This is a genomic window from Janthinobacterium silvisoli (assembly GCF_014200725.1).
In the GTDB taxonomy this organism is placed as follows: domain Bacteria; phylum Pseudomonadota; class Gammaproteobacteria; order Burkholderiales; family Burkholderiaceae_D; genus Janthinobacterium.
Genome location: NZ_JACHCL010000001.1, coordinates 1,523,152 through 1,549,087 on the forward strand (window position 1 = coordinate 1,523,152; position 25,936 = coordinate 1,549,087).

At 58.9% G+C, this 25,936-nt stretch carries 23 protein-coding genes; 9 read left to right on the forward strand and 14 right to left on the reverse strand.

The annotated features are described in order from the left end of the window. Window positions 1-212: 212 nt before the first annotated feature. Genes HDE75_RS06895 through HDE75_RS06905 form a run of 3 tightly spaced genes read left to right on the forward strand, consistent with a single transcriptional unit; the run spans window position 213 to window position 2,284 of the window. A complete protein-coding gene (locus HDE75_RS06895) occupies window positions 213-788 on the forward strand; it encodes an NUDIX hydrolase (RefSeq protein WP_183675606.1) in 576 nt (191 codons plus the stop codon). 10 nt (window positions 789-798) lie between these two features. Beyond that, window positions 799-1,515 carry a leucyl/phenylalanyl-tRNA--protein transferase gene (gene aat, locus HDE75_RS06900; RefSeq protein WP_183676608.1) on the forward strand — a complete coding sequence of 239 codons (717 nt, stop codon included), beginning with the start codon at window positions 799-801 and terminating at the stop codon, window positions 1,513-1,515. A gap of 46 nt (window positions 1,516-1,561) precedes the next feature. Beyond that, window positions 1,562-2,284: an arginyltransferase gene (locus HDE75_RS06905; protein WP_183675605.1), complete on the forward strand. Its 723-nt coding sequence runs from the start codon at window positions 1,562-1,564 to the stop codon at window positions 2,282-2,284. Window positions 2,285-2,318: 34 nt separating this feature from the next. On the opposite strand, the gene HDE75_RS06910 is transcribed toward HDE75_RS06905, so the two are convergent. Further along, complete coding sequence (locus HDE75_RS06910; protein ID WP_183675604.1) at window positions 2,319-5,642, reverse strand: S41 family peptidase; 3,324 nt, start codon at window positions 5,640-5,642, stop codon at window positions 2,319-2,321. Window positions 5,643-5,825: 183 nt separating this feature from the next. Here HDE75_RS06910 and HDE75_RS06915 point away from each other — a divergent pair, with 183 nt between their 5' ends. The 3 genes from HDE75_RS06915 to HDE75_RS06925 all read left to right on the forward strand — a co-directional run bounded on the left by HDE75_RS06915 (window position 5,826) and on the right by HDE75_RS06925 (window position 10,669). Beyond that, entirely contained in the window at window positions 5,826-6,875 is a 1,050-nt protein-coding gene (locus HDE75_RS06915; RefSeq protein WP_183675603.1) for a quinone-dependent dihydroorotate dehydrogenase, read from the forward strand. 9 nt (window positions 6,876-6,884) lie between these two features. After that, window positions 6,885-7,931: an aldo/keto reductase gene (locus HDE75_RS06920; RefSeq protein WP_183675602.1), complete on the forward strand. Its 1,047-nt coding sequence runs from the start codon at window positions 6,885-6,887 to the stop codon at window positions 7,929-7,931. A gap of 314 nt (window positions 7,932-8,245) precedes the next feature. Continuing rightward, window positions 8,246-10,669: a TonB-dependent receptor plug domain-containing protein gene (locus HDE75_RS06925; RefSeq protein ID WP_183675601.1), complete on the forward strand. Its 2,424-nt coding sequence runs from the start codon at window positions 8,246-8,248 to the stop codon at window positions 10,667-10,669. Window positions 10,670-10,734: 65 nt separating this feature from the next. Here HDE75_RS06925 and HDE75_RS26930 read toward each other — a convergent pair whose 3' ends face one another. Then, entirely contained in the window at window positions 10,735-12,360 is a 1,626-nt protein-coding gene (locus HDE75_RS26930; RefSeq protein ID WP_311735076.1) for a methyl-accepting chemotaxis protein, read from the reverse strand. Window positions 12,361-12,811: 451 nt separating this feature from the next. Between HDE75_RS26930 and HDE75_RS06935 the strand changes: the two genes are divergently transcribed. Beyond that, window positions 12,812-13,198 (forward strand): acyl-CoA thioesterase, encoded by a 387-nt coding sequence (locus HDE75_RS06935; RefSeq protein ID WP_183675599.1) that lies wholly within the window; start codon window positions 12,812-12,814, stop codon window positions 13,196-13,198. 30 nt (window positions 13,199-13,228) lie between these two features. Here HDE75_RS06935 and HDE75_RS06940 read toward each other — a convergent pair whose 3' ends face one another. From HDE75_RS06940 to HDE75_RS06980, 9 genes are all read right to left on the reverse strand, one after another. Next, on the reverse strand, window positions 13,229-14,062 hold the full coding sequence (locus tag HDE75_RS06940; RefSeq protein ID WP_183675598.1) for an aldo/keto reductase: 834 nt from the start codon (window positions 14,060-14,062) through the stop codon (window positions 13,229-13,231). Window positions 14,063-14,173: 111 nt separating this feature from the next. Then, on the reverse strand, window positions 14,174-15,106 hold the full coding sequence (locus tag HDE75_RS06945; protein WP_183675597.1) for a CysB family HTH-type transcriptional regulator: 933 nt from the start codon (window positions 15,104-15,106) through the stop codon (window positions 14,174-14,176). 29 nt (window positions 15,107-15,135) lie between these two features. After that, window positions 15,136-16,209 (reverse strand): sulfate/molybdate ABC transporter ATP-binding protein, encoded by a 1,074-nt coding sequence (locus tag HDE75_RS06950; RefSeq protein WP_183675596.1) that lies wholly within the window; start codon window positions 16,207-16,209, stop codon window positions 15,136-15,138. 2 nt (window positions 16,210-16,211) lie between these two features. After that, a complete protein-coding gene (gene cysW / locus HDE75_RS06955) occupies window positions 16,212-17,144 on the reverse strand; it encodes a sulfate ABC transporter permease subunit CysW (protein ID WP_260173748.1) in 933 nt (310 codons plus the stop codon). Then, entirely contained in the window at window positions 17,141-17,995 is an 855-nt protein-coding gene (cysT, locus tag HDE75_RS06960) for a sulfate ABC transporter permease subunit CysT (RefSeq protein ID WP_260173754.1), read from the reverse strand. Before cysT ends, cysW begins: the two co-directional genes overlap by 4 nt. 195 nt (window positions 17,996-18,190) lie before the next feature. Further along, window positions 18,191-18,829: a peroxiredoxin gene (locus HDE75_RS06965; protein ID WP_183675595.1), complete on the reverse strand. Its 639-nt coding sequence runs from the start codon at window positions 18,827-18,829 to the stop codon at window positions 18,191-18,193. A gap of 46 nt (window positions 18,830-18,875) precedes the next feature. Then, window positions 18,876-19,442 carry an RBBP9/YdeN family alpha/beta hydrolase gene (locus HDE75_RS06970; RefSeq protein ID WP_183675594.1) on the reverse strand — a complete coding sequence of 189 codons (567 nt, stop codon included), beginning with the start codon at window positions 19,440-19,442 and terminating at the stop codon, window positions 18,876-18,878. A gap of 64 nt (window positions 19,443-19,506) precedes the next feature. After that, window positions 19,507-20,511: a sulfate ABC transporter substrate-binding protein gene (locus HDE75_RS06975; RefSeq protein WP_221291760.1), complete on the reverse strand. Its 1,005-nt coding sequence runs from the start codon at window positions 20,509-20,511 to the stop codon at window positions 19,507-19,509. Between the two features lie 145 nt (window positions 20,512-20,656). Further along, on the reverse strand, window positions 20,657-21,040 hold the full coding sequence (locus tag HDE75_RS06980) for a diacylglycerol kinase (protein ID WP_183675593.1): 384 nt from the start codon (window positions 21,038-21,040) through the stop codon (window positions 20,657-20,659). Between the two features lie 150 nt (window positions 21,041-21,190). Here HDE75_RS06980 and HDE75_RS06985 point away from each other — a divergent pair, with 150 nt between their 5' ends. Next, entirely contained in the window at window positions 21,191-21,970 is a 780-nt protein-coding gene (locus HDE75_RS06985) for an IclR family transcriptional regulator (protein ID WP_183675592.1), read from the forward strand. 43 nt (window positions 21,971-22,013) lie between these two features. Here the strand turns inward: HDE75_RS06985 and pbpG are convergent, their stop codons facing one another. The 3 genes from pbpG to HDE75_RS07000 form a co-directional block, all read right to left on the reverse strand. Then, the gene (pbpG, locus tag HDE75_RS06990; RefSeq protein ID WP_183675591.1) at window positions 22,014-23,093 is read right to left on the reverse strand and encodes a D-alanyl-D-alanine endopeptidase; all 1,080 of its coding nucleotides are present in this window, start codon (window positions 23,091-23,093) and stop codon (window positions 22,014-22,016) included. Window positions 23,094-23,277: 184 nt separating this feature from the next. After that, window positions 23,278-23,991 carry a nitroreductase gene (locus tag HDE75_RS06995; protein WP_183675590.1) on the reverse strand — a complete coding sequence of 238 codons (714 nt, stop codon included), beginning with the start codon at window positions 23,989-23,991 and terminating at the stop codon, window positions 23,278-23,280. Between the two features lie 26 nt (window positions 23,992-24,017). Then, on the reverse strand, window positions 24,018-24,935 hold the full coding sequence (locus HDE75_RS07000) for a DMT family transporter (protein WP_183675589.1): 918 nt from the start codon (window positions 24,933-24,935) through the stop codon (window positions 24,018-24,020). A 355-nt stretch (window positions 24,936-25,290) separates the two neighbouring features. Here HDE75_RS07000 and HDE75_RS07005 point away from each other — a divergent pair, with 355 nt between their 5' ends. Further along, a complete protein-coding gene (locus HDE75_RS07005; RefSeq protein ID WP_183675588.1) occupies window positions 25,291-25,857 on the forward strand; it encodes a phasin family protein in 567 nt (188 codons plus the stop codon). The last annotated feature ends 79 nt before the right edge of the window (window positions 25,858-25,936 follow it).

Genomic DNA, 25,936 nt, shown 5'->3' on the forward strand with positions numbered 1-25,936 from the left:
GCCGCTATTATAGGTGCAAACTAGTGAATTAGGCAATCGCTATCTTAAAATCGGTTGCAATAGACCAATCTAATTGATGATCTTAACTGATGATCTGGAGCAGACCCTGCCGACAATTGCCTCTGCGCATCACGCCACCGTGTGCGCAATCGGTGTACAGTAAGCGTTACACTAGCGCCTTGCCCAATGCCATCCTTACGACTAGCCTGCCCATGAAATTCTGTTCCGAATGTGCCCACCCTGTCAGCCTTGCCATTCCGGAGGGCGACAACCGGCTGCGCTATGTGTGCGCCAATTGCGGCGCTATCCATTACCAGAACCCGAAAATGGTGGTCGGCTCGATTCCCGTGTGGGAGCACGATGGCCAGTTGCAGGTGCTGCTGTGCAAGCGCGCCATCGAGCCGCGCTATGGCTACTGGACCTTGCCTGCCGGCTTCATGGAAAACGATGAGACCACGTCCGACGCGGCGCAGCGCGAAACGGTGGAAGAAGCGGGCGCCAATATCGAACTCGGCCCCTTGTTTTCACTGCTGAACGTGCAGCGCGTGCACCAGGTGCATCTGTTTTACCTGGCGCGCCTGCGCGACCTAGATTTCGCGCCCGGCATCGAAAGCCTGGAGGTGCAGCTGTTTACCGAAGCGCAGATCCCGTGGGACGAGCTGGCCTTCCCCACTATCCGCGCCACCCTGGAACTGTTCTTTGCCGACCGCGCCAAAATCCGCGAAGGGGGCAGCTATGGTTTCCACACGGGCGACATCAACCGGCCCATGGCGCACCACGCAGAGTGAAGCGGGCGCAATGATACCCTGGCTCGATACCCATACGCCGTTTCCCGATGTGTCGCGCGCACTGACCGGTGAAGCGCCTGGCTTGCTGGCGGCCGGTGCCGACCTGTCGCCCGCGCGCCTGCTCGACGCTTACCGGCACGGCATCTTCCCCTGGTTTTCCGAAGGCCAGCCGATACTGTGGTGGAGCACCGATCCGCGCATGGTGCTGATGACGGAAAATTTTAAAGTCTCCGACAGCCTGCGCAAGACCATCCGCAAGGTCGAGCGCAGCGCCGCCACCGACGGACGCTGGCAACTGCGTTTCGATGGAGACTTCGAGGCCGTGATGCGCGCCTGCGCAGCGCCACGCAAGGAGGGCCCGGGCACCTGGATTTCCGACGACATCATCGCCGGCTACTCGGGCTTGCACCGGCAGGGTTACGCGCATTCGTCGGAACTGTGGCTGGACGGTGAACTGGTGGGCGGCGCCTATGGCGTGTCGATCGGCCGCATGTTTTATGGCGAATCGATGTTCGCCAGGGTCACGGATGGCTCGAAGATCGCGTTGGCCCACCTGGTGGAATTTTTAAAGGCCCGTGGCGTGGCCATGATCGACTGCCAGCAAGAGACGCGGCATCTGGCCTCGCTGGGCGCGGCGCCGATTTCGCGCGCGCGCTTCCTGGCGCACGTACGGGGCGCGATTGAAGAAGCGCAAATCACCGACTGGCACGCAGCAAGACCAACGTAGCTATGCTATCGTTGTACCAAACATCGATGCTTCATATGGGAGCTACATGACGCACCTGAACGAATTACCGTTTGCCACCCTGCAGTTCTATACGACGGCGCCCTACCCCTGCAGCTACCTGGACGACCGCCAGGCGCGCTCGCAGGTGGCCACGCCCTCGCACCTGATCAACAGCGATGTGTACTCGGAACTGGTGCGCAACGGCTTTCGCCGCAGCGGCATTTTCACCTATCGCCCGTATTGCGACGGCTGCCAGGCCTGCATCCCCGTGCGCGTGGTCAATGCCGACTTCACGCCCAACCGCAACCAGCGCCGCGCCTGGCAGCGGCATGCCAGCCTGCAGGCGGGCGTGACCACCTTGTCCTTCCTCGACGAGCACTACGAACTGTATCTGCGCTACCAGAGCACGCGCCACGCAGGCGGCGGCATGGACCAGGACAGCCGCGACCAGTATGCGCAATTCCTGCTGCAAAGCCGGGTCAACACGCGCCTGGTGGAGTTTCGCGAGCCCGATGGTACGCTGCGCATGGTCAGCATCATCGACGTGCTGGCCGATGGCCTGTCGTCCGTCTACACCTTCTTCGATCCGGACGTAGCCGGCGCCTCCTACGGCACCTACAACGTGCTGTGGCAAATCGCCCAGGCGCAGGAACTGGGCCTGCCGTATATCTACCTGGGCTACTGGATAGAGCAAAGCCCGAAGATGGCCTATAAAATCAATTTCAAGCCGCTGGAAGCGCGTATCAAGGGGCAGTGGGTGGTGCTGTAAAAAAAGGGGCTTGCGCCCCTTTTTCACTTGCTGCTTATTTGCTCTTGTCCGGATAGACCGGCCGCACCGGCCGCACCGGCGGATTCTTCGCCAGTTCTGCCTGGATCACCTCAATCGCTTTTTCCAGCTGCGGATCGCGGCCGGCAATCACGTCGGCCGGCGTTTGCTCGACTTCGATATCGGGCGGCACGCCTTCGTTTTCAACGCCCCAGCCGCCATCGCGGGTCCAGAAGGCCAGGTTCGGCGCCGTGATCGAACCGCCATCCATCAGCACAGGGAAGCCCAGGATGCCGACCAGGCCGCCCCAGGTCGCCTTGCCAATCAGCGGGCCCATTTTATTTTGACGGAACATCCATGGCAGCAGGTCGCCGCCCGAGCCTGCCGTCTCGTCGATCAGCATCGCGCGCGGGCCCTGGATCGAGGCCGACGGCGTCTTCATGTCGGCGCCATAACGCATGGCCCACCAGGCGATTTCCTTCTTCTGCAGGATCTCGATATAGTAATCGGCCACGCTGCCGCCGCCGTTGAAGCGCTCGTCGACGATAACGGCCTGCTTGTCCGCCTGCGGGAAGAAATAGCGTTTGAAGTAGGTGTGGCCCAAACCTGCTGTATTAGGCACATACACATAGGCCACCTTACCGCCCGTGGCCGCATTCACCTTGCGCATATTGCCTTCGATCCAGTCGCGGTTGCGCAAGGCATCCTCGGCCGGCACGGGCACCACGGTGATGGTGCGCGCGCCCTTGCCGTCGGCGCTGGGACCGACCGTGATGTCAATCGCCTTGCCAGCCGTGTTTTCAAAGGCGCTGTACAGATTGGTCGGCGGCGTCAAGGGACGGCTGTCGACCGCCAGCAGGTATTCGCCGGCCTTGACGTTCAGGCCCGGCTCCGTCAGCGGCGCGCGCAAGCTTGGGTTCCAGTTCAAGCCGCCATATACTTTCTTGAAGCGGTAGTGGCCTTCGCTGACTTCATAGTCGGCGCCCAGCAAGCCACCCGGCACTTTTTTGGTGTCGATGAAATCATCGCCACCGCCACCGCGGTGATGGCCGACCGCCAGTTCGCTGCACATCCACTGTATCAGGCGGTTCAAGTCAGCGCGGCTGGACAGCTCGGGCAAAAAGGCCGCGTACTTGTCGCGCATGGCTTTCCAGTCCACGCCATGCATGCCCGGATCATAGAAATAATCACGGTTGATGCGCCATACTTCGTTGAAAATCTGCGTCCATTCGGCGCGCGGATCAACCTTGACTTCGATCGCATCCACCTTGATCTTGCCTTCGCCGGGCGCCAGCAGCTTGCCGGTGCTTGACCCCATGGCCCAGTTTTCCTTCTGGCGGTACAACAGCTTCTTGCCATCGGCCGACACTTCAAAGTTGTCCGCTTCGGCCACCACGGTTTCGGCCTTGCGCTCTTTCAGGTCGAAGCGCTGGACAGCCTTCTTGCCATCGTTTTCGCGCATGAAGAATATCTGCCCCGCGGCGCCTGCTTCCAGGCTGGAGAACTGCGCGGCCGGCATCGGCAAGTCGACGATGCGCGTGGCGATGCCATCGAAATCGATGCTGATCGGCGCCACCGGCGCTACCGTGACTTTCGGATCGTCGCGGCCCGTTTTCGGATCGATCTTCGGTTCGTTTTTCGCTTCCGTGTCCGCTTTCGCCGCGTCCTTCTTCGGCTCGGCGCTGGCGGCTTTTTCCTCGTCGCTTTCCTTGATCAAGGGCGACGGCAAGTCGCGCCGCAGCACGGCCATCCACACGGTGCGCGTGACAAGGTTATCGGCGTTTTGCAAGGAGAACCAGTTATTGCTGGGGCCTGCATTGGTCGAGGCAAAAAAGTACAGGTATTTGCCGCTCTTGTCGAACACGGGTTCGGCCACGTCGGACAAGCCATCGGTCACCGGCATCGATTTATTCTGCTCGAGCGAATAGATATAAGCGCTGCGCGTGTAGGTGGGCGAATTGAGGGTATAAGCCAGCCAGCGCGAATCGGGCGCCCACGAGGCGCGCATGCTCTTGTCGACGCCATACATCGGTTCGGTGGCGATCTTCTGTACCTTGCCAGTGGCTATATCGATCACATACATGCTCCAGCCATTGTCGGCAAACGCGATCTTCTTGCTGTCGGGCGACCAGACGGCATTGTCATAGAAGCCGCTGCCATTGAGCTTGAACTTGCGCACGGCGCCCTTGCCATCCTGGGCCCGCACATGCAGTTCATACTCGCCTGACTCGTCCGAGAAATACGCCACCGAACGCCCATCGGGCGACCAGATCGGCGTGCGCTCATTTGCCGCCACCGTCTGCGTCAGGTTGCGTACATCGCCCTTGTCGGCAGGGATGGTGACGATCTCGCCACGGAATTCAAACGCGACCCTGGCGCCCGAAGGCGAGATCGACGCGTCGCGGATATATTTGGCGCCCTTCACCCAGCGCGGACGCGTCAGACCCAGGTCGCTGGCCACGCCGATCGTCAGCTTGTGCGACTGGCCGCTGGCGATATCAAACGAATGCAGATAACCGGCCTGCTCGTAGATGATCTTGCCGTTGGCGGCCGAGGCGTTCAGCACGGGGAAATCCATGTGCTGGGTCAGCTGGCGCACCGCCTTGGTTTTTACGTCGTAGGCGAACAGATTGAATTCACCATTGCGGTCGGAACGAAAGTACACGGTGTCACCTTGCCACATCGGGTCGACATCATTCGAGCGCGTGGCCGGCTGCGGGATTTTTACGACCGACTTGTCGCTTGACGAGAATAGCCATAACCAGGAATTGGTGCCGCCGCGATAACGTTTCCACTGCTTGAAGGCAGGCGCCAGCGGATTGTAGGCGATGTGTTTGCCGTCGGGCGAATAGGTGGCGCGCGACGCGTTGGGAATGTCCAGCTGGGTTTCCACGCCACCGGTGACGGGCACCGTGAACAGCTTCTGGAAGCGGTTATTGAAGGCTGCACGGGGCGAGGTGAACATCACCGACTTGCCATCGGGCGTGAAGGACTGCACCAGGTCGGCGCCCGGGTGATAAGTGAGGCGGCGCGGCACGCCACCGGCTGCTGGAATCACGTAGACATCGACATTGCCATCGATATTGGCGCTATAGGCGATCAGGCTGCCATCGGGTGAAAACACGGGATTCGATTTTTCGCCCAGGTCCGAGGTCAGGCGCTGCGCGCCGCCGCCATCGAGATTGGACAGCCACAGGTCGCCCGCATAAATGAAGGCGATATGGCGGCTGGAGACGGCCGGCTCGCTGAGCATGCGGGTGTCGCTGGTATTAGGTAAGGACAGGGGCAAGGCCAAAGCCGGATGGCTGAGCAGCAAGGTACTGGCAGCGGCGATGGCGATAAGTAAACGCTTCTTTTTCAAGCTATGTCTCGCTTTCTAGTTGGGAAAACCACGGAAACGACAAACGCTGTATTTCCCTCAAATTGCATGAAGGAAACGACAACTATACAGGGAAGTGCCTGTTTAACACGGTAAAATACCGGGAATTACACCGCGCGCCGCCCGTTCCGCCAGGCGGCCTGCGCACCACTCTAAAAGCGCCCCATGTCTGAAAAATTCCTCTATTCCCTCGCCCGCCCGCTGCTGTTTTCCATGGATGCCGAAGCGGCCCACCATTTCACCCTGCCCGCGTTGAAACGCGCCGCCGCGCTGGGCCTGACCAGGCTGGCCAGCAAACCGGCGGCCGACCCGCGCACGGTGATGGGCATTACCTTCCCCAATCCCGTGGGCCTGGCCGCCGGCCTGGACAAGGATGGCGCTTATATCGATGCGCTGGCCGACCTGGGTTTCGGTTCGATCGAAGTGGGCACCGTCACGCCGCGTGGACAAGCGGGCAATCCGAAGCCGCGCATGTTCCGCCTGCCAGAGGCACAGGGCATCATCAACCGCATGGGTTTTAACAATGGCGGCGTGGACGCTTTTGTGGCCAATGTGCAGGCCTCGAAGTTTTACCAGAACCGCGCCGGCGTGCTGGGTCTGAATATCGGCAAGAACGCCGATACGCCGATTGAAAAAGCGGCCGACGATTATCTGCTGTGCCTGGAAAAAGTCTACCCTTACGCCAGCTATGTGACGGTCAATATCTCGTCGCCGAACACCAAAAATCTGCGCCAGCTGCAAGGCGCGTCCGAACTCGACTCGCTGCTCTCGCAATTGAAACAGGCGCAGGCGCGCCTGGCCGACAAGCACAAGCGCTACGTGCCGCTGGCCCTGAAAATCGCGCCGGACATGGATGGAGAACAAGTAAAAAGCATTGCCGACTCGCTCACGCGCCACGGTATCGATGGCGTGATCGCCACCAACACCACCTTGTCGCGCAGCGCCGTGGAAGGTTTGCAGCACGGCGCGGAAGCGGGCGGCTTGTCGGGCGCACCCGTGTTTGAACTGTCGAATGCCGTGATCCGTTTGCTGAAGGCGGAACTGGGAAACAGTTTGCCCATCATCGGCGTGGGCGGCATCATGCAGGGCAGCGATGCCGCAGCCAAGTTCGAGGCAGGCGCCCAGCTGGTGCAGCTGTATAGCGGCCTGATTTACGCCGGCCCGGCCCTGATCGGCGATTGCGCGCGCGCCCTGCGCGGCAAGCAGGCAAAATAAGGAACACATATGCAGAAAATCAAACTTGGCTCCAGCAGCCTGGAAGTGAGCAAAATATGCCTGGGCACGATGACCTTCGGCGAACAGAATAGCGAAGCCGAAGCGCACAGCCAGCTCGATTACGCACTGGAGCGCGGCGTCAATTTCATCGATACGGCGGAAATGTATCCGGTGATGGCCAGCGCGGCCACGCAAGGCAGCACCGAGCGCTATATCGGCAGCTGGCTCAGGCAAAGCGGCAAGCGCGATCAGGTGGTATTGGCCAGCAAGATCGCCGGGCCGAACTCGCGCATGCACTGGATACGCGATGGCAAGAGCAACCATGACGCGCTCAATATCCGCACTGCCGTCGAAGACAGCCTGCGCCGTTTGCAGACAGACCATATCGACCTGTACCAGTTGCATTGGCCCAGCCGTAACCTGCCCATCTTCGGCAACAATAGCTACGATCCACAGCAGGAACGCGAGGCCGTCGCCATCGAAGACACGCTGGCAGTGCTGGGCAAGCTGATCGACGAAGGCAAGATCGGCCATATCGGCGTATCGAATGAATCGTCGTGGGGCGTGTCGGAATATATCAAGCAGGCCGAGATGAAAGGCTTGCCGCGCATCGTGTCGATCCAGAACCTGTACAACCTGACGGCGCGCCATTTCGAAACCAGCCTGCTCGACGAAACCTGCCACCGCGACAAGGTGGGCTTGCTGGCCTACAGCCCGCTGGCGTTCGGCCAATTGACGGCGAAATATATCGACGACCCGCAAGCGCGCGGACGCCTGACCATTTTCCCGCCCGGCTGGAGCCCCCGCTACATCCGCCCGGCAACCATCGAAGCGGCGCGGCAGTACGCCGAACTGGCCCGCGCTCACGGCTTGACGCCCACGCAACTGGCGCTGGCCTGGTGCTATACACGCTGGTTCGTGGCCTCGACCATTATCGGCGCCACCAGCCTGGAGCAACTGCAGCACAATATCGACGCCTACGACATCACACTGTCGCCGGAACTGGTGGCGGCCGTCGATGCCATCCACGCCAGCATTACCAATCCGGGTCAATAAATACTGGGGTCAGAACCGGCGGGTCTGACCCCACCCTCCGCAGCCAGCTACCAAGTCTTACCTCCACAGTCGTATTTATACAACAGCAAGCAATTTACCGCATCGCAGCATTGCAGCTTTGCCATGCGCAGTCGTATGCTTGAAACAAGGCCATATGCGGTACACGCGCACTTCGCCTACGCATTATCCGTTTATCGCATAACGATAGATGGAACCATTCGTAAGCATGCTACGCCCTCAACTGATAACCTAATGTTATCAACGGACCGCCATGGTTCGCGTAACTTGATTTACTAACCGAAGAGATACAGTCGATGAGTCCACGTCTTGCCAGCACCCGTCCTACCGTCAATCGCACTCCCGTCAAAACCGTTATCGCCGCCAGCCTGATCGCCTGCTTCGCCCTGCCCGCGCATGCGCAGCAGGAAGTGCCAGCCGAAGGCGAACTGCAGTCCGTGGTCGTCACCGGTACCTTCGCGAAAAACCGCCGCACCATCGATTCCGAGTCGCCAATCGACATCCTGACTTCGCGCGACCTGCAAAGCACGGGTTCGGGTGAACTGGCCACCGTGCTGGCACGTTTGCTGCCATCGCTGAACTTTGCCCGCGCGACCGGCGCCGACGCCAGCGACGCCGTGCGTCCGGCCCAGTTGCGCGGCCTGTCGCCCGACCAGACCCTGGTGCTGGTGAACGGCAAACGCCGCTACACCTCAGCCGTCGTCAACGTCAATGGTTCGCTGGGCCGCGGCTCGGCGCCGGTCGACCTGAACGCCATTCCACTGGCCGCGATTGACCATATCGAAGTGCTGCGCGATGGCGCTGCGGCCCAATACGGTTCCGACGCCATCGCCGGCGTGATCAACATCATCCTGAAAAAAGGCGCAGCGGGCGGCGACGTGGAAGTGGGCTATGGCCAGACCCAGGAACATGACGGCAAGCAAAAATCCATCAAGGGTTCGGGCGGCTTCAAGCTGGGTGACGACGGCTGGGTGCGCATCTCGGCCGAAGTGGCCGACCGCGATCCGACCAACCGCGCCGGCCCGGACTTCCGCAATCCGCTGGAACCGCGCTATGGCCAGGTCAACCAGCGCTATGGCGACCCGGAGAGCAAACCGGCCACCATCTTCCTGAACAGCGAATACCATATCAACGATAACGTCGACTGGTATGCCTTCGGCAACTATGGCAAGCGCGACACCTCGTCTGCCGCCACCTGGCGCACGGCCTATACCAGCGGCACCACGCTGCGCACGCCACTGTTCCCTGAAGGCTTTTTGCCGCTGCAAAACAGCACCTTGACCGACCAGTCCATCGTTACCGGCTTGCGCGGTGAAGCGGCCGGCTGGCGCTGGGATGCCAGCCTGAACTACGGCAGCAACAAGTTCGAGCTGGACCTGGACAACACCGTCAACCAGTCGCTGGGCGCAGCCAGCCCCACGCATTTCTATGCCGGTTCGCTGAAAAACGAGCAGACCGTCTTCAACCTGGATGCGGCACGCGAATTTCCCGTGGCCGCTTTCTCCGGCCCGCTGACGGTGGCCGTGGGTGCAGAAGCACGCCGTGAAAAATACAGCATCGGCGCCGGCGAGGAAGCGTCTTATATTACCGGCACCCAGAGTTCGGCTGGCGGCGCACAAGGTTTTTCCGGTTTCCGCCCAGCTAATGCAGGCAGCCATTCGCGCCACAACGAATCGCTGTACGTGAACCTGGAAGCGGAAGTGACCAAAAAGCTGTCCGGCGGCGTGGCCTTGCGCCATGAGAAATATAGCGACTTTGGCAGCACCACCTCGGCCAAGGCTTCGGCGCGCTATGCCTTTACCGATGCTTTCTCGCTGCGCGGCACGGTGTCGAGCGGCTTCCGCGCGCCATCGCTGGCGCAGCAGTACTACACCATCACCACCACCAACTTCCAGGTGATCAATGGCACCAATACGGCGATCGAGACGGGCACTTTTGCCGTCAATACGCCACAGGCACGCGCACTCGGTGCGCAAGACCTGAAGCCGGAGAAAGCCCGCAACTACAGCCTGGGCGCGCAGTTCCAGCCGAACCGCAACTTCACGACGTCGGTCGACGCCTACCGCATCGACATCGACAACCGCATCCTGTTCTCGGCCAACCTGGCGCTCAACGCTGACCTGCAAAAGCAATTGGCGGCGCAAGGCACGCCGGTGGGCGCGGCGCGCTACTTCACCAATGCCGCCAACACCCGTACGGAAGGCGTCGATATCGTCAGCACCTACCGCATCGACCTGCAGGATAAAGACCGCCTGGACTTTACCTTTGGCTATAACCACAACAAGAGCACGGTGGAAGGGATCGCCCCTAATCCAGCCGTCCTGACGGCCAATAACCTGCTGCTGATCGACCGCCAGTCCATCAACCGCATCACGGTCGCTTCGCCCAAGGATAAGTTCAGCCTGGCGACCGATTACAGCTTCGGCATCTGGAACGCGCATGGCGTAGTGACGCGCTACGGCAGCTTCACGGTACCGCAAAATAATGTGGCGCTGGACCAGACCTACGATCCGCAATGGGTGCTGGACCTGTCCGGCTCCGTCAAACTGGGCAAGAACTGGCGCCTGGTGGCCGGTATCGACAACGTGACCAACCGCTACCCTGCGCAAGTGACCAGCGCCGGCAACCTGAACGTCAACGGCACCCAGCCTTACAGCATCTTCGCGCCGAACGGCTTCAACGGCCGCTACTACTATGCCAAGGCTGGCTATAGCTGGTAAGCGTTGTTAATGTAAAAAAAGCCCGGACCGCAAATCGCGTTTCCGGGCTTTTTTATGTCTTGCGATTAACCCACTGCCAGCAGCTTGCGCTGCGCGCCAGGACGCACGGCAGCGGCTGCTTTTGGGGGCGGCCGGTCTTGCCCTGGCCCCTGCTCCAGCTTGAAGACACGCACCGCCTGCGCCAGCAAATCAGCCTGCTCGCGCATGCTTTGGGTAGCCGCTGCCGCCTGTTCGACCAGCGCCGCGTTTTGCTGCGTCACCGCGTCCATGTGCGTGATCGCCTGGTTCACCTGGGCGATGCCGGCGCTTTGCTCGGCGCTGGCGGCGGCGATCTCGCCCATGATGGCAGCCACCTGTCCCACCGCGCCGACGATGCCGTCCATCGTTTGCCCAGCCTCATCGACCAGCTTGCTGCCCGTTTCGACCGTATCGACTGAACTGCCGATCAATTGCTTGATTTCCCGTGCCGCCGTGGCGGAGCGCTGGGCCAGGTTGCGCACTTCGGTCGCTACTACCGCGAAACCACGGCCCTGTTCGCCAGCCCGCGCCGCTTCCACCGCCGCGTTCAAGGCCAGGATATTGGTCTGGAAAGCGATCCCGTCAATCACGCCGATGATATCGGCGATCTTGCCCGAACTTTCGCGTATCGAACTCATGGTATCGACCACCTGGCTGACCACCTGGCCGCCCTTCAGCGCAAAATCGGAAGCCGCCGCCACCAGCTGATTGGCTTGCCGCGCATGCTCGGCGTTTTGTTGCACTGCCGACGTCAATTGCTCCATCGACGAGGCGGTTTCTTCCAGGCTAGCCGCCTGCTGTTCGGTGCGGCTGGACAAATCCAGGTTGCCCGAAGCGATCTCTGCAGAAGCGGTGGCGATGGTCTCGGTACCGGTGCGCACCTGGCCAACGGTAAGGACCAGGCTGTCATTCATTTGCATCAGCGCGCGTAGCAACTGGCCCGTTTCATCGCGCGTATTGCAAACGATCTTGCTGGTTAAATCACCCGCGGCGACCGCCTGTGCCAGCCGGACGGCATTGCGCATCGGCGTGGTGATGCTGAGCGTGATACGCCAGACAAACAAGGCCACCGCCAGTCCGGCGATCACCGTCAGCAGCAAAGTCATCACCAATGTCTGGTGATAAGAGTCGCTCGCGTCCAGATTGGCAAGATCAACGGCGGCGCCCTGGTATTTGACCAGGTCGATCAGTGTTTGCCGATATGCAACCTGCTGCTTGTGCACATTGTCGAACAAATAGGCCAGCGCTTCTTCGCGCCGGCCCGGCTCGGACGATATTTTCAGGAAGCCGCTTTGCACCACCTGATAATTGGCGCGTGCCGCTATCATCGATTGATACAGCGCCTTGCTTTTCACATCGGTATCGTCGGCAATCAGTTTTTCCAGCGTCTGCAAGCGCGCGCTGACAGCCTCCCGCGTTTCTTGAATAAAGGCCAGCTCACGCTTGAGGGTAGCGGCATCGGTGGCCAGCATGGCGTTGCGCATCGCCAGTGCTACCTCATTGACGCCGCCGATGATTTCATACGCCTGTATCACCTTGGACACCTTGTCGGTCGCCAGATCGTCCGTATCCTCATTGAGCTTGCCGAGGTTGTGAATCGCAAATCCTGAAATCACAATCATGAACACCAGCCCCAGCGCCAATCCGGCCGCAAGCTTGCTACCAATTTTCAAGTCCGCTATCCGCATCTGCCACCCTCCGGTATAAAAGTGTGTATGACTGGATCGCGCCTATACGATCCAGTACGATCAATCGTGCAGCGGCGCCCGCCAACTGGCGCTGCACGATGCAGCGCCTGGCGGGAACCGGGTGACCATCTTTATTCTAGGGTGGCGGCAAATGGACAGCTTGATCTGTTCGACCTTCTGCCTATTTTCTTTCTTTTTAGAAATCAAACACAGCAAACGTAAAACGTAGAGGCAATCGTTCTCCGCTGTGACATCCTTCCCGGCGCGTTACAACTCATTACATTGCTTACATAGCTGCAAGACTCAAAGAATTTCGCTAGCCCATCTGGTCCAGTACCATGCGTGGCAGAAAGAGTTCAACGCTGTAATCAGAGCGGACCCGTTCACGTTTCCAGAGCCAGCATTGCCCGGACAATCACCCTATCAGGATAGCCATATGTTTTCAAAGAGTTATGATGTCGAGCCCAGCCATATCGATTTCCAGGGTGTCGTCGACGGCCTTTATTATCCGTTCTATATGGAATGGACACGGCATGCGTTCATGAAAGAAGCATTGGGCATCGATATGGAAGAGGCCTTCAAGCAGGGCGAAGTCTATATGCTGCTCGAATACGCACTGCGCTTCCGTAAAAGCCTGAAGCAAGGCGATCGCCTGGAAGTGACGTGCCAGCTGGAAAAGAGTGAAAAACGCAATCGCGTCAATTTCGTGCAAGAGATTAAAGTCGATGGCGTGACTTACGCAGAAGCCACGTTTGTCGCCACATGCCTGGTCAATGGCCGCCCTTCGATGCCGGAAGCCGTGGTGAATGCGCTGTCGCTGTAAGCGCATCCAGATGGGTTTGACCAGATCGCCTTAGCGCTCGTCATTCGTATCGGGGTGACCGCCCTGGCGATGCTCGCCATCGAGCAGCGCCAGCACCGCCAGGTCATCCGCATCGAGGCTGAAGTCAAATACTTGCAGGTTTTGCCGCATGCGTTCCGGGTCCTGCGATTTCGGGATTGCCACCAGGCCGTGCTGCACATGCCAGCGCAGCAGGATTTGCGCGGCCGAGCGGCCATGTTTTTGCGCCAGGCGCACCACCGAGGCATCCTGCAGCAAAGCGCCGCGCCCCAGCGGGCTCCACGATTCGATCACGATGCCTTGCTGTCCATGCCAAGCCCGTAAATCGGCTTGCGTGAAGTCGGGATGCAGCTCGACCTGGTTGACGGCCGGCAGCACGCCGGTCTCTGCCTTCAGGCGCTCGATATGCGCGGGCTGGAAGTTCGATACGCCTATCGAACGGATGCGCCCTTCTTCGCGCAGCCGGACAAAGGCACGCCAGGTATCCACATACAAATCACGCATGGGTAGCGGCCAGTGGATCAGGTACAGGTCCAGATAATCGGTGCCCAGGTCGGCCAGGCTGGCGTCAAACGCGCGCAAGGTACTGTCGTAGCCATGCTCGCTGCCGCGCAGCTTGCTGGTGATCTGTACCTCGGCACGCGGCACGCCGCTGGCCGCAATGCCGCGCCCCACGCCCACTTCATTGCCATAGCGGGCCGCCGTATCGATCAGGCGGTAGCCCGTAGCGAGCGCCGTCTGCACGGCCGTCTCGGCCTGGGCGTCGTCGAGCGGCCAGGTGCCAAAGCCGATCTGCGTTATGTGCTGTCCATCGTTCAATGTCAAATGGGCAATAGTGCCTGTCATGATGATCCTTTGCTTGGTGAGGAAGGGAACAACCATCATAGCGGCTGTGGACGCCAGAGAGCGCCCCCATGGATGCGCAAGCCCGGCTGGCGCCGGGCTGGTGATAAATACTTACAGCGGCTCTTCGCCACTCATGGCGCGGTCGATATCTTCGCGCGTCAGGTCCGGCGCCAGTTGCAATATGAACTCGTAGGCATACGAGCGCAGGTAGGCGCCGCGGCGCACGGCCAAACGGGTGGTATTGGTGGCGAACAAATGCGACGCTTCCACCGCCCGCAAGCCCTTGTCGCGGCCATGGTCGAAAGCCATCGAGGCAACGATGCCCACGCCCAGTCCCAAGGTCACGTATTGCTTGATAACATCAGAATCCATGGCCGTCAGGATGATGTCGGTGGCCACGCCGGCCTTGGCAAACGCGTCATCGATATGGCCGCGTCCCGTGAAACCCTTGTCGTAGGTGATCAAGGGATATTTGGCCAGGTCTTCCAGGCGGATCGGCGAATGGTCCAGCAGCGGATGGCCGTCCGGCACCACGATCAGATGGCTCCAGCGGTAGCATGGAAAAGACACCAGGTCGGGGAACTGGCTCAAGCCTTCCGTGGCGATGCCGATATCCGTCTTGCCCGACAAGACCCATTCGGCGATATGCTCGGGCGCGCTTTGCTGCAGCGCGATGCGCACATCGGGAAAGGCGGCGCGGAAAGCCTGCACCACTTTTGGGAGCGCATAGCGCGCCTGCGTATGGGTGGCCGCCACCGACAGGGTGCCGCTGGTCTGGCCGCTGTATTCCAGGCTGGCTTGCTGCAGGTTTTCCGCTTCGATCAGGAGGCGGTCGACGATCTTCAAGATACCCTTGCCCGGCTCAGTCAGCCCTGTCAGGCGTTTGCCATTGCGCTCAAAAATGACGACGCCCAGCTCGTCTTCAAGTTCGCGGATCTGCCGGCTCACGCCAGGCTGCGACGTGAACAGCGCGTTCGCCACCTCCGTCAGGTTGTAGCCGCGGCGCGCTGCCTCGCGTATCGAGCGCAATTGTTGAAAATTCATGATATTCCAGTCTCAGTTTCTTGGGTGATTCAGGTTCTTGCCGTGGGTTCCACAAATACGCGCAAGCGTTTCGGGCGCACGACGAGGGTTTCGCCCTCTTTCAGTTGCAGATGGCTGTAGCGCTCATTCGACATCACCGCTTCGATCAATTCGCTGTTGTCGAGACGCTGCAAGTCCAACTGTGCCAGCGGGCCGATGGCATGGGCGCGGCTCAGCTTGACCACGATGCCTTCCGCGCCTTGCGTGTAGCGGTCGATTTCCAGGTCGTGCGGACGCACATAGGCAATCCCCTTGCCGTCGCTCACGTTGGCGTAGTCGGGCACTTCGAAGCTGGCGTCGCCGGTGGCCAGCACGCCATCATGCACGCGGCCATGGAACAGGTTGACGTTGCCCAGGAAGCCGTACACAAATGGCGAAGCCGGGTGGTTATAGACTTGCTCGGGCGAACCGAGCTGCTCGACGGTGCCCTTGTTCATCAGCACCACCTGGTCAGCCACTTCCAGCGCCTCTTCCTGGTCATGCGTGACGAAAATACTGGTCACGTGCAGGTCATCATGCAGGCGGCGCAGCCAGCGGCGCAATTCCTTGCGCACCTTGGCGTCGAGCGCACCAAACGGTTCATCGAGCAGCAGTACGCGCGGCTCGACGGCCAGGGCGCGGGCCAGCGCGATACGCTGGCGTTGTCCGCCCGACAGTTGCGGCGGATAACGGTCGGCCAGCCAGTCGAGCTGTACCAGTTCCAGCAAATCCTTGACCTTGCGGCGGATCTTGTCTTCCGACGGGCGCTCGCTGCGCGACTTCACGCGCAAGCCAAAAGCGACGTTTTCAAACACGGTCATGTGCTTGAACAGCGCATAGTGTTGAAACACGAAACCCACCTGGCGCTCGCGCACGTGGCGCGCCGACGCATCTTCGGCGTCGAGCAGCACCTGGCCGCTGTCCGGGTGCTCCAGGCCGGCGATGATGCGCAGCAAGGTGGTCTTGCCGCAACCAGATGGGCCCAGCAGTGCCGTCAATTCACCATTCGGAAAATCGAGCGAGATATTGTCGAGAGCGACGAAATCGCCGAAACGCTTGTTGATGTTTTTAACTGCTATCGTCATGATCAGTGCTCCGTAGAACGTAAGGCGGAATCGTCGGCGTGGTTCTCGTTCAAACGCCACTCAATAAAGGCTTTCAGGGCCAGGGTCACCAGGGCCAGCAAGGCCAGCAGGGACGCAACGGCAAACGCGGCCGAGAAGTTGTACTCGTTGTACAAAATCTCTACCTGCAGCGGCATGGTGTTGGTTTCGCCACGAATATGGCCAGACACCACCGACACGGCGCCGAACTCGCCCATGGCGCGCGCATTGCACAGGATCACGCCATACAGCAAGCCCCACTTGATATTCGGCAAAGTGACTCTGCGGAAAGTATTCCAACCCGAAGCGCCGAGCACGATGGCGGCCTCTTCCTCTTCGCTGCCTTGCGACTGCATCAGCGGGATCAATTCACGCGCCACGAACGGGAACGTGATGAAGATCGTCGCCAGCACGATGCCGGGCACGGCAAACAATATCTTGATGTCATGCGCCTGCAGCCACGGGCCAAACCAGCCCTGGGCGCCAAACATCAGCACATAGATCAGGCCGGAAATCACGGGCGAGACGGAAAATGGCAAGTCGATCAGGGTCAGCAAGATGCTTTTGCCGCGGAACTCGAACTTGGCGATACACCACGAAGCGGCCACGCCAAACACCAGGTTCAAGGGCACGGCAATCGCGGCCGTGATCAAGGTCAGCTTGATCGCGGAAATCGCATCCGGGTCGATGATGGCGGCGATATACGCTTCCCAGCCCTTCTTGAACGCTTCGGCAAACACGGCCACCAGCGGCACGAACAGGAACACCGTCAGGAACAGCAAGGCGATCGTGATCAGGACCGTGCGCACCCACAGCGGTTCCAAGACGACCGGGCCAGCCTTCGGTGCGATGCGGCGCAGGCCAGGCTGCGGCAAAGCATCTTCCACGCTGGAGACAGCAGAGACAGTGGTACTCATGTTTTCTTCGCCTTTCCGCGCGTCCACGCTTGCAGCAGGTTAATCGTCAACAGCAGCAGGAAGGACACGATCAGCATCACCACAGCAATCGCGGTGGCGCCGGCATAATCGTATTGTTCCAGCTTGGTAATAATGAACAGCGGCGTGATTTCCGACACCATCGGCATATTGCCTGCGATAAAAATCACCGAACCGTATTCGCCCGTGGCGCGTGCAAACGCCAGCGCAAAGCCCGTCAGCAGCGATGGCAAAATCGTCGGAAAAATCACGCGGATGAAGGTTTGCAGCGAATTGGCCCCCAGGCTGGCGGCCGCTTCTTCCAGTTCTTTTTCCGCGTCTTCCAGCACCGGTTGCACGGTGCGCACGACAAAGGGCAAGCCGATGAAGGTCAAGGCCACCACCACGCCCAGCGGCGTGAACGCCACCTTGATGCCCAGCACGCCTTCGATAAATTGGCCAAACCAGCCATTCGACGAATACAGCGCCGTCAAGGTGATGCCGGCCACCGCCGTTGGCAAGGCAAACGGCAAATCGACCAGCGCATCGATGATGCGCTTGCCAGGAAATTTGTAACGGACCAGCACCCAGGCCAGGATGCCGCCAAAGATGACATTAAGAAACGCGGCGATCAGCGAAGCGCCGAAGGTCAAACGGTAGGAAGCCATCACGCGGTCAGAAGTGACGGCGGAAACAAAGCCATCCCAGGTCATCGTGAATGTTTTCAGGAACGCCGCCGACAGCGGAATCAGGACGATCAGCGCCAGGTAAAAGATGGTAAAGCCAAGGGACAGCTTAAAACCCGGCATGACCCGAAATGGCGCGCCTCGCGCCTTGATCGGTGCTGCAGACATAAAATCCTCTCCTGGTTTGGTCTTGTTATTACATTTTCGAGTAACAGGGCGCCATATTCACATGCGGCTGTTATAAAAAGAACTAACTATTTCTCATTTGCTTAGATTGGAAATGCATACCTGGCGTGACGTAAAGCGTGCGGGCACAAAAAAACGCACCGGTGAGGGTGCGTTTTGGCTGGGGCGATACCGGTATTATTTATTCGGCTGCGGCGTCAAACGCAAGTACGGTTTGGCGGCCGTATAGCCTTTCGGATATTTCTGCTTGATCACTTCCGGATCTTGCACAGGCAGCGGGATGATGACGTCGTCGCCATCTTGCCAGTTGCCGGGCGTGGCCACGGTGTAGCCGTCGGTCAATTGCAGCGCATCGATCACGCGCAGGATTTCATTGAAGTTACGGCCAGTACTGAGTGGATACGTGAGGATCAGGCGTACTTTCTTGTTCGGGTCGACGATAAAGACGGAGCGCACGGTGGCGGTCACGGATTGTTCCGGGTGGATCATGTCGTACAGCACCGACACTTTCTTGTCGACGTCGGCGATGATGGGGAAACCCACCACCGTGTTTTGCGTCTCTTCGATATCCTTGATCCACTGCTGGTGCGATTCGGCGGCATCGACGGACAGGGCGATGGCTTTGACATTGCGCTTGTCGAATTCCGGTTTCAGCTTGGCCGTCAGTCCCAGTTCCGTGGTGCAGACGGGGGTGAAGTCGGCCGGGTGGGAAAACAGCACCACCCAGGAATTGCCAGCCCACTCATGAAACTTGAGTTTGCCTATCGAGCTGTCTTGTTCAAAATCGGGGGCAACGTCGCCCAGGCGTAAAGTCATCGTGATCTCCTCAAAGGGTTATAGCTATTCATGGTGTGTCAGGCATTCAGGCTGCCTGACGGTGACGGCGATCTATTTGTGCCAGATCAAACAAAGTCTGCAATTGCGCCTGGCCATATACCCAATCGCCCAACTTCGACTCGGCATTGATATGGCCCAGGGCGCCGCCATCAATATACTTGCAATTCCAGCGCCGCGCCCACTGCGCCGCGTGTTCGGCCGTCATCCACGGGTCCGTCTGGCTGGCGATCAAAATGCCGGGACAAGGCAGGCGCTTGTGCGGCAAGGCCTTGACTACGCCAAACTTCTCGGGATCGGCCGGTCCCACCAGCAGCACACCGGCCACGCCTTGCGCATCGCGCGCCAGGCTGTGGGCGGTCGTCAGACAACCGAAGCTGTGCGCCACGATCAGGGTCGGACGGCTATCTTGCCGCCGCACCTGGTCCAGGCGCGCCGACCAGGCTGCCAAATCCGGCGTTTCCCAGTCATCTTGCTCGACCCGCTCGAATTGCGGATACAGGCGCTGCCAGCGGCTTTGCCAATGCTCGGGCCCGCTGTTATGCAAGCCCGGCACGATCAAGACCCGGTAATCCGAAAAACTGCGCAGCGCCATGGTGGTTTCCTTCAATCAGTATGTTCTGGCAAGCGTCACCGCTTGCCATCAATATGACCCAGTCTTATTTCGGTTGGTAGATCTGGTCGAAGATGCCGCCATCGGCAAAGTGGGCTTTTTGCGCGGCAGTCCAGCCGCCAGCCACTTGTTCGATGGTGAACAGGTTCACCTTGGCAAACTGGTTCGCGTATTTCTTGGCGGCTTTCTCGGTAGCGGGACGGTAGTAATTCTTGGCGATGATGTCTTGCGCTTCATCCGTGTAAAGATAGTTCAGATAAGCTTCGGCCACCTTGCGCGTACCGTGCTTGTCGGCAAACTTGTCGACCACGGCCACCGGTGGTTCCGCCAGGATGCTGACGGAAGGCGTAATGATGTCGAACTTGGTCGGACCCAGTTCCTTGACGGCCAGATAAGCTTCGTTTTCCCAGGCGATCAGCACGTCGCCGATGCCGCGTTCCACGAAGGTGGTGGTGGCGCCGCGGGCACCGGAATCGAGCACCGGCACGTTTTTATACAGTTTGCCGAGGAATTCCTTGGCCTTGGCTTCATTGCCGCCCGGTTGGCGCAGGGCGTAACCCCAGGCTGCCAAATGATTCCAGCGGGCGCCGCCCGAGGTTTTCGGATTCGGCGTGATGACGGACACGCCTGGCTTGATCAAGTCATTCCAGTCCTTGATGCCTTTCGGGTTGCCCTTGCGTACCAGAAACACGATGGTCGAAGTGTAAGGCGAGCTGTTGTGCGCCAATTTCTTTTGCCAGTCGGGAGCCAGCAGCTTGTGATCGGCCAGCGCATCGATGTCGTAAGCCAGGGCCAACGTCACCACGTCCGCTTCCAGGCCGTCGATCACGGCGCGTGCCTGCTTGCCCGAGCCACCATGCGATTGTTTGATCTTGACGTTGTCGCCCGTCTTGGCTTTCCATTCCTTGGCAAACGCCGTGTTGACATCCTGGTACAGCTCGCGCGTTGGATCGTACGAAACATTGAGCAGGGTGATATCGGCGGCTTGTGCGGTTTGCAAGAGAGCAAATGCACTGATGGCAGCAGCAATGATGATTTTTTTCGACAGCATCTAAGATCCCCGTGTGGTTGAACTTTCAGAAGCACCAGATTACGGCGCATCACTAAGAAAGAGAACGAAGCATTTTGGCATTTTATATGCGATTTTCGCATATAGGTGGCGCACAAAGGGAGTTTGCGATGTTAGCGAAAGAACTTTAATAGTAGCGGTTGAACAAGACGACGGCCCAGGTGGCGAATGCCAGCAGGCAAGTGAGCAGCACGGCTGCACTGCCAAAGTCCTTGGCATTCTTCGACAGCGGATGGCGTTCCAGCGAAATGCGGTCGACCACCGCTTCCAGCGCGGAATTGATCAGTTCCACGATCAGCACCAGCAACAGCACGCCGATCAACACCAGTTTTTCAAACGCGGAAATACCCAGCAGCAGCGCGATCACCGTGCCGGCGACGAACAAGCCCAGTTCCTGCCTGAACGCATGTTCATGGCGCCAGGCCGACTTCAAGCCGTCCAGCGAATAAAAGAAGGCGGAAAAGATCCGTTTCAAGCCGCTTTTACTCTTGAATTCATTGACTGGTTGCATGGTATTCGTATTTCTCCCTTTTCCGTATGGCGAACATTATGCATGGCGAGCCTGGAGTGTGGCAGTTTTTGCTTACATCTAGCAAGGTTGCACTATTTTTTCACATTATGGTATAAATATGCATGAATACTGCATTGCACCAAATCCATCATGAAAATTGAGCCCGTCGCACCCCAGAAGACGACGATCCAGGTTATCGAACGCATGGTCGCCCTGCTCGACGCCCTGGCAAAATATTCAGACCCGGTCAGCTTGAAAGAGTTGTCCAAGGTCTCGGGCCTGCACCCGTCAACGGCGCACCGCATCCTCAACGATATGGTGCTGACGCGTTTTGTCGACCGCATCGAACCGGGCACGTATCGCCTGGGCATGCGCCTGCTGGAATTGGGCAATGTGGTGAAAAGCCGCCTCAGCGTGCGCGAAGCAGCGCTGGACTTCATGCGTCAGTTGCATAAAAAGACGCAGCAAACGATCAACCTGTCGGTGCGCCAGGGAGATGAAATCGTGTATATCGACCGGGCCTTTTCCGAACGCTCGGGCATGCAGGTGGTGCGCGCCATCGGCGGGCGCGGCCCGCTGCACCTGACCTCGACCGGCAAGCTCTTCCTGTCCGTCGATGAACCGAAAGCCATCCGCGCCTACGCCACGCGCACGGGCCTGGCTGGACACAACAAGAATTCCATCACGGATTTGCACAAGCTGGAGCGCGAACTGAGTTCGGTGCGCGAAAACGGCTACGCCCGAGATAATGAAGAGCTGGAATTGGGCGTGCGCTGCATGGCGGCCGGCATCCGCGACGACTCAGGCAAGCTGATCGCCGGCCTGTCGATTTCCGCCCCGGCCGACCGGCTGCAGGATGAATGGCTGGAAGACCTGGTGGATACGGCTCACCAGATTTCCGTGACTTTAGGATTTATTCCGCACGACTAGTTACACGTAAAAATGTTCAGGGCAAGGCTGCCCTGGACATTTTTTATCCACCAGACATGCTGATGTTGGCGGGTTTCAGGGCTTCCAGCCACTTGCGCATGCGGCCCGCATCGGCCGTACGCGACTGTTTTCCTTTGGAATCAAGGAAAACCATGATCACGGAGCGGCCTTCGATCACGGCCTGCATCAGCAGGCAACGCCCTGCTTCGTTAATAAAACCGGTTTTCTGCAAGCCGATTTCCCAGCCGGGATTGGCCACCAGATGATTCGTATTGCCAAACTGCATGGGGTGGCCGCTGGCTTCGACGATGGCTTTCGGATCGGTAGAATATTGGCGCAGCAGCGGTTGCTGGAAGGCAGCCATGGCCAGCTTGGCCAAGTCATGCGCACTGGCCACATTCATCTTCGACAAGCCGCTGGAATCGACATAATGCGTATCCATCATGCCCAGCTGGCGCGCCTTGGCGTTCATGGCGTCGACAAAGGCTGGCAAGCCGCCCGGATAATTGCGGCCCAGCGCGGAAGCGGCGCGGTTTTCCGAACTCATCAGGGCGATATGCAGCATATTGGCGCGGGTCAGCTGCGAACCGACCTTCAGGCGTGAACTGCTGAACTTGGCGCGGTCGACATCGTCATCGGTCACCGTCAGCACTTCATCCATGTCCTGATTGGCTTCGACCACCACCAGGCCCGTCATCATCTTGGTGATCGAGGCAATCGGCAGGGCCACATTGGAATTCTTTTCAAACAGCACTTCGGCATTGGTCTGGTCCAGCACCAGCGCCACGCTGGACTTCAAGTCCAGCGGATCGCGGGTCAGGTTCAAGCCCGCCAGGTCGCCCATGGTGGGAATTGGCGCGGCCATCGGCACGGCGGCACTGCTGACCTTTTGATACACGACCTTGCGCTTGCCATGCACGGTGATCACGCGGCGCACGGTTTTTTCACGCGGCGCGGCGGCCGTGCTGTGTGCGCCCTTGCGCAGCACGACTTTGACTTTCTTGGGTTGTTTCTTGGAAGCGGAGGATTTGCTGTTCGCGTCCTTGGCGTGCACGACCGCAGCCGGCGCCAGCGCAAACAGCAGGGACGCCAATACTCCCAGAGCAAGTTTAAACTTAGCCATTCAATAATTCCCCATGAAGCTGTTGCATTATTGCAGTGTAGCGAAATGTAGAGTAATCGCAAGCCAATTTAACAGTTGAGACAGTATTAATTGCGTTAATGGAATAAAAATCGTTGGTGACGAGCAAACAGGCTCATCCCTAACTAGCTGTTTTCTTGCGGAAACCGCTGGATTTTCTTCTTTTCTATTCTTCGAAGAATTTAACAAAACCTGGCAAGGCCTCGCGTTCCGTGGTCAGGCGGTTCTCCACCTTGGCCGGATCGGCATAACCGAGGGCCATGCCGCACACCACCATTTCACTGGCGGGTATGCTCAGCTCGTCGCTGATGATGTCGTGGTAATGAATGAAAGCAGCTTGCGGGCAAGTGTCGAGGCCACGGGCACGGGCCGCCAGCATGATGTTTTGCAAGAACATGCCGTAATCGAGCCAGGAACCCTGCTCCAGCACCCGCTCTATCGTAAAAATCAAGCCGACGGGCGCGTCGAAAAACTGGAAATTGCGCCCGTGCTGAGCCGCCATGCCCGCCGTGTCGCCGCGCTCCAGGCCCAGCAACTGATACAGGTCCAGGCCGATCTTGCGGCGGCGTTCGATAAACGGCGCCGTCCACTGGCGCGGGTAATAGGTATAGGAAGCCGAGCGGGCCGGTGCTTCCGGCACTTTCGGCGCGGTGTAGGCAGCCAGGATGCGGTCCGACAGGCGCCGGCGCGCTGCACCAGAAACCACATACACTTTCCAGGGCTGCATATTGGCGCCCGATGGCGCGCGCGCCGCCACTTCCAGGATGCGCTCCAGGTCGGCGCGCGGCACCGCATCCGGTAAAAAGGCGCGGATGGAGCGGCGCGACAAGATGGCTGCATCGACAAAGTGCTGCTGTTCTGCTTTTTGCTTGTATTCCAACTGACTCTCCTGCTATTTTCTATTTTCTACTTTTTGACAACAAAAATCACGCCAACCACGGCCACTAGCATGCCGCAGATGCCCAGCATATTAAACGCTTCGCCAAACATCAGCCAAGCCATCACGGCCGTGGTCGGCGGCGTCAGGTACAGCAGCCCCGTGACCTTGGTGGCGTCGCTGCGGCGTATCAGCGCAAACAGCAGGAAGATGGCGCCGATCGACAACACCAGCACCGACCACAGCAAGGCGCCGATAAAGTTGGCCGTCCATTGCACCTGGCTAAACTGCCAATCCAGCCCCTCGTAATACAGGGCGAATGGCAACACCACCACGATCGAAGCGGTAAATTGCACCACTGTGCCGGTACGCAAGTCAAACTGCGGGCAATGGCGTTTTTGATACATGGTGCCAGCCGTCATCGACAGCAAGGCAAATACGCACAGCAGCACGCTTTCCACCGTCAACCCCACCAGATTGATCTTGGCGTACACCACCAGGGCCACGCCCAGCAAGCCAAAAGCCAGGCCCAGCCATTGGCGCGGGCGCACCGATTCGCCGATCAAGGGCGCGGCGCAAGCCGTCAACACCGGTTGCATACCGACGATCAAGGCGCTCAAGCCAGCCGGCATGCCCAGCTTGATGGCGCACCACACGCCGGCCAGATAACCGGCCTGCATCAAGACACCGGCCACGGCGATCTGGCGGAACTGCCCCACGGGCCATGGCGCGCGCAAGACCAGTACCAGCGGCAGCAAAATCACCAATACGCCCAGAAAACGCAGTAGCAAAAACGTCAATGGCGGCGCATACGGCAAGCCAAACTTGGCCACGATAAAGCCTGTGCTCCATAACAACACGAAGAAAGCGGGCAAGGCCATCGGTGTCAAGGTGGCAAGCAAAGACGTTTTACTACTGGCGCTGGCGGCAGCGGGAGGTCGGGACATGGCTACAATTCAGGTAAGGTGCGCTGCACCAGCGCGGTGCGCCAGTGTGGGAGACAAAGTCTAGCATGCAAGGCTGCGCCTGCCCTCAAATCCAGCCTTCGAGGATAGTTTTCCAGTAAATAATTTACAACGTGGAATCAAATATTATTCTTTAGAAACAAGGGTTTTGATTCAAATCTATTCAATTGTTGCATCGCACAAGATTCGCTTGACTTAACTTTTTTAAACCGTAGAATAGGGTTTGTTGCGTTGCACAATTCTTGTTCAGTTTGAAATTCAGAAGCCTCTGCTTTCCAACCGGTTCCCGGTCTACGCAGCATCTAATTAACCAGATTTTAATATTTTGGAGATTTACATGTTTTCAATCCCTGAGCAGTTTTCGTCCGCCACCAAAGCCAACCTGGAAGCCCAATTCAACCTGTTCTCGTCGCTGACGGGCAAGGCCTTCGAAGGCATCGAAAAAATCGTCGAACTGAATCTGACGGCAGCCAAGGCTACCCTGGAAGAAACGACCTCGGCAGCCAAACAATTGCTGGCAGCCAAAGATCCACAAGAATTTTTCTCGCTGAGCGCCGCTCAAGCCCAGCCTAACGCTGAAAAAGCCATCGCTTACGGCCGTCACCTGGCAGCGATCACGTCCGGCACGCAAGCCGAATTCAGCAAAGCGGCTGAATCGCAAATCGCCGAAACGAACCGCAAAGTCATCTCGCTGGTCGAAGAAGTCAGCAAAAACGCGCCAGCTGGCTCGGAAAACGCTGTCGCCATCTTCAAGACCGCCATCGGCAACGCCAACGCAGGCTACGAGCAATTCTCGAAAACCAGCAAGCAAGCCGTTGAAGCGATCGAAGCCAATCTGGCATCGGCCGTGAACCAGTTCACGCAAGCTGCTGAAAAAGTCGTGCCACGCGCGGCCAGCAAGTAATTGCTTAGCTTAGTTAACTTACTGAGTTAATTGTTGCACCGGACCGTCATTGACGGTCCCGCAAGCCTCCTCCTGGCAT

Coding starts and splice junctions, on each gene's coding strand:
- HDE75_RS06980 (WP_183675593.1), bottom strand. CDS start 21,040: ATGCAACCAGTCAATGAATTCAAGAGTAAAAGCGGCTTGAAACGGATC.
- HDE75_RS06985 (WP_183675592.1), top strand. CDS start 21,191: ATGAAAATTGAGCCCGTCGCACCCCAGAAGACGACGATCCAGGTTATC.
- pbpG (WP_183675591.1), bottom strand. CDS start 23,093: ATGGCTAAGTTTAAACTTGCTCTGGGAGTATTGGCGTCCCTGCTGTTT.
- HDE75_RS06950 (WP_183675596.1), bottom strand. CDS start 16,209: ATGACGATAGCAGTTAAAAACATCAACAAGCGTTTCGGCGATTTCGTC.
- cysT (WP_260173754.1), bottom strand. CDS start 17,995: ATGTCTGCAGCACCGATCAAGGCGCGAGGCGCGCCATTTCGGGTCATG.
- HDE75_RS06925 (WP_183675601.1), top strand. CDS start 8,246: ATGAGTCCACGTCTTGCCAGCACCCGTCCTACCGTCAATCGCACTCCC.
- HDE75_RS06945 (WP_183675597.1), bottom strand. CDS start 15,106: ATGAATTTTCAACAATTGCGCTCGATACGCGAGGCAGCGCGCCGCGGC.
- HDE75_RS06920 (WP_183675602.1), top strand. CDS start 6,885: ATGCAGAAAATCAAACTTGGCTCCAGCAGCCTGGAAGTGAGCAAAATA.
- HDE75_RS06915 (WP_183675603.1), top strand. CDS start 5,826: ATGTCTGAAAAATTCCTCTATTCCCTCGCCCGCCCGCTGCTGTTTTCC.
- HDE75_RS06965 (WP_183675595.1), bottom strand. CDS start 18,829: ATGACTTTACGCCTGGGCGACGTTGCCCCCGATTTTGAACAAGACAGC.
- HDE75_RS06895 (WP_183675606.1), top strand. CDS start 213: ATGAAATTCTGTTCCGAATGTGCCCACCCTGTCAGCCTTGCCATTCCG.
- HDE75_RS06935 (WP_183675599.1), top strand. CDS start 12,812: ATGTTTTCAAAGAGTTATGATGTCGAGCCCAGCCATATCGATTTCCAG.
- cysW (WP_260173748.1), bottom strand. CDS start 17,144: ATGAGTACCACTGTCTCTGCTGTCTCCAGCGTGGAAGATGCTTTGCCG.
- HDE75_RS06905 (WP_183675605.1), top strand. CDS start 1,562: ATGACGCACCTGAACGAATTACCGTTTGCCACCCTGCAGTTCTATACG.
- HDE75_RS06940 (WP_183675598.1), bottom strand. CDS start 14,062: ATGACAGGCACTATTGCCCATTTGACATTGAACGATGGACAGCACATA.
- HDE75_RS06975 (WP_221291760.1), bottom strand. CDS start 20,511: ATGCTGTCGAAAAAAATCATCATTGCTGCTGCCATCAGTGCATTTGCT.
- aat (WP_183676608.1), top strand. CDS start 799: ATGATACCCTGGCTCGATACCCATACGCCGTTTCCCGATGTGTCGCGC.
- HDE75_RS07005 (WP_183675588.1), top strand. CDS start 25,291: ATGTTTTCAATCCCTGAGCAGTTTTCGTCCGCCACCAAAGCCAACCTG.
- HDE75_RS07000 (WP_183675589.1), bottom strand. CDS start 24,935: ATGTCCCGACCTCCCGCTGCCGCCAGCGCCAGTAGTAAAACGTCTTTG.
- HDE75_RS06970 (WP_183675594.1), bottom strand. CDS start 19,442: ATGGCGCTGCGCAGTTTTTCGGATTACCGGGTCTTGATCGTGCCGGGC.